Here is a 4,374-nt window from a genome sequence, read left to right as displayed (position 1 = left end):
GCCGGCTCGCGACTCGCGGTCTGCTGCTGGCGGCCGGCCCGCCCCGCTCGCGCCCGGCCGCGGTTCCGTTCGCGGCTGCGCCCGCTCGCCCGGCCCCGGCGCTGGTCGGCCTGCTGGCGCTGCTCGCGGGCGTACTGCTCGCGGGAGACGCGGCGCTTGCGGAACGCCAGCTCGGCGAGCCGGCCCGACGCGTGGAGGTAGAAGACGGCGCCCGCGAGCGCGAACGGCACCGCGACGCCGAGCGCGACCGGGCTGTAGACGACCCCCAGAATCCCGAAGACGACGCCGAGGACACCGAACGTGGCCGCCATCCCCCAGACGATGCTCGCGTCGGTCCTCACGGTCTACCCGTTGGTTCGGCGCGCGGACGTAAATCCTTGGCTCACACTCTTGGGCGTCGCCGCCGTACTCCACGGTATGAGTGTCACCGGCCTCTGCCAGATCTGCTCGACCGAGCAGGCGCAGTTCAGCTGCGACCGCTGCGGGAGCGTCGTCTGCCAGGCCCACTACGACCCCTCGACGGGGTTCTGCACCGAGTGCGCGACCGAGGTCCGGGGCGGCCGCGGCGACGCCGGCCCGCGCTGACTACCGGTGCTCGTTCAGGCGCGCTTTCAGCCGGCGGGCGGCCTCGCCCGCGGCGCGCGCCCACTCGGGGGAGTCCTCGCCCGCGAAGATGATGCCCCGCGTGGAGTTCACCAGCCCCACGCCCTCGTCGTTCAGACCGTACTGGACCGCCGCCTCGGCGTCCCCGCCCTGCGCGCCCACGCCCGGCACGAGGAACGGGAGCTCCGGCACGCGCTCGCGTAGCTCCTCCAGTTCCTCTGGCGCCGTCGCGCCCACAACGAGCCCGACGTTCCCGTACTCGTCGTTCCAGCCGGCGGCGCGCTCGGCGACGTGCTCGTAGAGCCGTCGGTCGTACGCCGCGAGCTCGAGGTGCTGGAAGTCCATCCCACCCGGATTGGAGGTCCGGCAGAGCACGAACACGCCCGCCTCCGCCTGCGAGAGGAACGGCTGGAGGGCGTCCTCGCCGAGGTAGGGGTTCACGGTGATGGCGTCGACGTACTCCAGCATGTCGGCGTACTGGCGGGCCGTGTTCCCGATGTCCGCGCGCTTCGCGTCCAGCAGGACGGGCACGCCCTTCCCGTGGGCGTACGCCACCGTCTCGCGGAGCGCGCGCCAGCCGTCCGCGTCCTCGTAGAACGCCGCGTTCGGCTTGAAGACGGCCGCGTGCTCGTGGGTCGCGTCGATGACCCGTCGGTTGAACGCCCACCGCGGCAGCTCGTGGTCGCGGACCGCCTCGGGGAGGCGGTCGAGGTCCGGGTCGAGGCCGACGCTCACCACGGTGTCGGCGTCCTCGATGCGCGCCGCGAGGTCCTCGAAGAAGCTCATACCTCGGAGTCCCCGCAGACCGGCAAAAGCGGTTCGCTTTCCGGGAACCGTGACAAGACACTTGTCGCGTCCCTCGCACGGTGTACGCGTGCCCTCCGCTCGACGCGTGCTCCGCGGCCTGCTCGCCGTCGTCGGCGCCGCCCTCCTGCTGTTCGGTGTGGCGCTGACCGCCAGCGGCTTCGGGAGCGAAGGCTTCCCCGGCGGCCTCGCTGTCGTCTTCGGGTTCTTCGTCCTCGCGGCCGGCGGCGGCGTCGCCGGCGCCGCCCTCCTGCTGTCCGGGCGCAGCCTCCGACCGGTTCAGGCGCGGCTCCTCCAGCTCGCGGGCGCAATCGGCGTGCTCGCGTTCCTCGGGCCGGCGCTCGCCGTGCTCCTCGCGCCCGGCGGCTTGCTCGCGGAGTTCGGACCCGCCGGCGTCGGCGGCGCCGTCATGCTGTGGCTCGCGCTCACGGCGCTCGCCACCGTCGTCGCGGTCGGCGTCGCCTGCTGGCGCGCCGCGGAACTCGCGTACGACGCGCTGACCGACTAGGCCTCGGCCGCCGCGCCGAGCACGTCCAGCGCGCGCTTGACCTCGGCGCCCGTCGTCACGAACACGAGCAATCGGGGCGGCTGCCCGCCGACCGGCCGCGCCCGCAGGTCGCCGTCCTCCGCGGCCCGCTCGGCGGCTTCGAGGCCGTCGTACAGCTCCACTCGCGTGCGCTCCGGCTGGACGTAGACGCTCGCCAGCCGCTCGCCGTCGCGCTCCACGTCGTACGCGTGGGCGCCGTCCGTGGTCGGCTCCACGTCCGGGTCCGCGTTCGTCACCGCGAGCGCGCCGTACGGCGCGTTCTCGTGGCCGGTGACCTCGCTCGAGAGCAGTTCCGCCAGCCGCGTGCCGTCCGTCTCGGTGTCCTTGACCATCTCAGTCCTCCAGTTTGCTGCGTGCCTTCGCCGCGGCGCCGTCGACGTCGACGTCCCGCCGGCGCGCGTACACGACCGCCGCCGCGTCCGCCGTCACCCCCAGCTCCTGCTGGAGCTGGTTCACCGCGGCGACGGTCTCCTGTCGGTCGTGGCCCGCGTCGACCACGGCGTCGAGCGCGCGCTCGAACGCCGACCGCTCCTGGAACAGCGACGGGTCCGGCGAGAAGTCGTCGGGAATCTCGACGTCCTCCGGGTCGAAGGCCGCGACCAGTTCGCCGTCCGCGCGCTCGACGAGCCCCTCGCCCGTGGCGACGTCGAGCAGGCGCTTGGCTTGGTCCGGGCTCATCCAGTCGCGGTCAAGCGACAGCGCCACCACGAACGCCTGTTCGGGAATCCTGCGCTTGCCCTTCTGTCTGAACGGCGCGGCGACCGCGACCCGGAGACTCATGGAACCAGCGACGACGCCGACGCCGGTAAAACCCGCTATTCCCGGCCAACCGAGCCTTTCAAGTACGTCCTGCGCCACTTCCCGGGTATGCAATACCAAGGCCGCTCCAAGCGCTCGAAGACCGGCGCGCGACTCCGCCCGCAGAGCAAGAAGAAGAAGTCCAAGGCCGGCCGCTCCCCCACGGAGACGACCGTCGGCGAGCAGCGCTTCCGCACCGTCGACGCCCGCGGCGACAACGAGAAGGTCCGCGCGCTCTCCACGAACGTCGCCAACGTCGCCACCGACGACGGCGCCGTCCGCGCCACCATCGAGGACGTCGTCGAGAACGCCGCGAACCCGAACTACGCCCGCCGGAACATCATCACGAAGGGCGCCGTCATCGAGACGGACGCCGGCCGCGCCCGCGTCACCTCCCGCCCCGGCCAGAACGGCCAGGTCAACGCCGTCCTCGTCGAGTAATCCCTTCTCCGCTCCGTCTTCTCTCGGTCGGTAGTGGCGGCTGAACCGCCGCCCCGTCGAGCGCCGGCCCGACGCGGCCGTGCCGGTTCACCCGAACTTATCTTTCGCCGCACCGTACCGCGATCCAACGTGTCTGCCCTCCTCCCTCCGCCACCATGACCGCCGCACGCTACCTGCACGCTGGCCTGTTCGTCCTGCTCGCGTTCCTGTGGGGGTTCTCGTTCGTCGCCATCAAGACCGGGCTGGACGCGCTCCCGCCGGTGTTCTTCGCGGCGCTCCGGTTCGACGTCGCCGTCCCCCTGCTGTTGGGCTTCGTCGCGTGGCGCTACGACGTCTGGGTCCCGCAGAGCCGCGCGGACTACGCCGGCGTCGCGGTCGGCGCGGTCGCGCTCATCGCGGGGAACAACGGCTTCCTGTTCGTCGGCCAGCAGGCGATTACGCCCGCGGCGGCGTCCGTGATGTACGGCCTGAACCCGATTCTGGCGCCCGCGTTCGCGTTCGTGCTCCTCGACCAGCGCCTCGACGCGGTCAGCCTCCTTGGCATCGCGGTCGGCCTCGTCGGCGTCGTCATCATCGTCCAGCCGTCCCCGGAGACGCTCACGGCGGGGTCGACCGTCGGCCAGCTGTCGGTGCTCGCCGCGGCGGCGTCGGTCGCGCTCGGGAGCGTCCTCCTGCGGCGCGTCGACGCCACCCTCGACAGCATCCCGCTGACCGCGTGGGCGATGGCGCTCGGCGCCGCGCTCCTCCACGTCGTCAGCGCCGGCGTCGGCGAGTCGACCGCGGGCGCCGTCGTCACGACCGACATCGTCGCCGCGGTACTCGTCCTGGGCGTCCTCTCGACGGCGCTCGCGTACCCCATCTACTTCGTCCTCGTCCGCAACATCGGCCCCGTCCGCACGAACCTCGTCGCGTACGCCGTCCCCGTCTTCGCCGCCATCACGTCGTGGGTGCTGTTCGGCACGGGCGTCACGCCCGCCACCGCCCTCGGCTTCCTCGTCGTCGTCACGGGCGTTGCCGTCCTCGAACGACAGGTCGTAAGAGAGGAGCTCGGCCGCGCCTACCGGCGACTCAGTCACGCAGCGTAGCGCAGAGCCGGGGCAACGCGGTCGCTGTAACAGGTCGATTATACGCGCGGCGGAGCCGCGCGTTTCACCGCTCGCCGCTGGCGAGCGGGCTTTTTT

General features: G+C 72.4%; 7 protein-coding genes and 1 pseudogene. 4 read left to right on the top strand and 4 right to left on the bottom strand.

Annotation, left to right across the window (positions count from 1 at the left end; genetic code table 11):
- Positions 1–341, bottom strand: a pseudogene (locus GJ634_RS14330) (hypothetical protein); the annotation flags it as partial.
- A 76-nt stretch (positions 342–417) separates the two neighbouring features.
- Between GJ634_RS14330 and GJ634_RS15685 the strand changes: the two are divergent.
- On the top strand, positions 418–585 hold the full coding sequence (locus tag GJ634_RS15685; RefSeq protein ID WP_197425546.1) for a hypothetical protein: 168 nt from the start codon (positions 418–420) through the stop codon (positions 583–585).
- Here the strand turns inward: GJ634_RS15685 and pyrF are convergent, their stop codons facing one another.
- The gene (gene pyrF / locus GJ634_RS14325; protein WP_157503534.1) at positions 586–1,389 is read right to left on the bottom strand and encodes an orotidine-5'-phosphate decarboxylase; all 804 of its coding nucleotides are present in this window, start codon (positions 1,387–1,389) and stop codon (positions 586–588) included.
- An 88-nt stretch (positions 1,390–1,477) separates the two neighbouring features.
- Here pyrF and GJ634_RS14320 point away from each other — a divergent pair, with 88 nt between their 5' ends.
- Positions 1,478–1,915, top strand: coding sequence for a hypothetical protein (locus tag GJ634_RS14320; RefSeq protein WP_157503533.1), 438 nt, complete (start codon positions 1,478–1,480; stop codon positions 1,913–1,915).
- Here the strand turns inward: GJ634_RS14320 and GJ634_RS14315 are convergent.
- Positions 1,912–2,286 (bottom strand): hypothetical protein, encoded by a 375-nt coding sequence (locus GJ634_RS14315; protein WP_157503532.1) that lies wholly within the window; start codon positions 2,284–2,286, stop codon positions 1,912–1,914. The genes GJ634_RS14320 and GJ634_RS14315 overlap by 4 nt on opposite strands.
- Before the next feature lies 1 nt (position 2,287).
- Positions 2,288–2,734: a DUF2240 family protein gene (locus tag GJ634_RS14310; RefSeq protein ID WP_157503531.1), complete on the bottom strand. Its 447-nt coding sequence runs from the start codon at positions 2,732–2,734 to the stop codon at positions 2,288–2,290.
- An 87-nt stretch (positions 2,735–2,821) separates the two neighbouring features.
- Here GJ634_RS14310 and GJ634_RS14305 point away from each other — a divergent pair, with 87 nt between their 5' ends.
- Together GJ634_RS14305 and GJ634_RS14300 are read left to right on the top strand one after the other, a co-directional pair.
- Positions 2,822–3,193: a 30S ribosomal protein S8e gene (locus GJ634_RS14305; RefSeq protein ID WP_157503530.1), complete on the top strand. Its 372-nt coding sequence runs from the start codon at positions 2,822–2,824 to the stop codon at positions 3,191–3,193.
- A 155-nt stretch (positions 3,194–3,348) separates the two neighbouring features.
- The gene (locus GJ634_RS14300) at positions 3,349–4,278 is read left to right on the top strand and encodes a DMT family transporter (protein WP_157503529.1); all 930 of its coding nucleotides are present in this window, start codon (positions 3,349–3,351) and stop codon (positions 4,276–4,278) included.
- Positions 4,279–4,374 lie beyond the last annotated feature (96 nt).

The sequence above is a fragment of the Halobacterium sp. CBA1126 genome, from assembly GCF_009741975.1.
Classification (GTDB): domain Archaea; phylum Halobacteriota; class Halobacteria; order Halobacteriales; family Halobacteriaceae; genus Halobacterium.
Note: the sequence above shows the minus strand (reverse complement) of the source record. Positions and strands in the feature narration are given on the sequence as shown.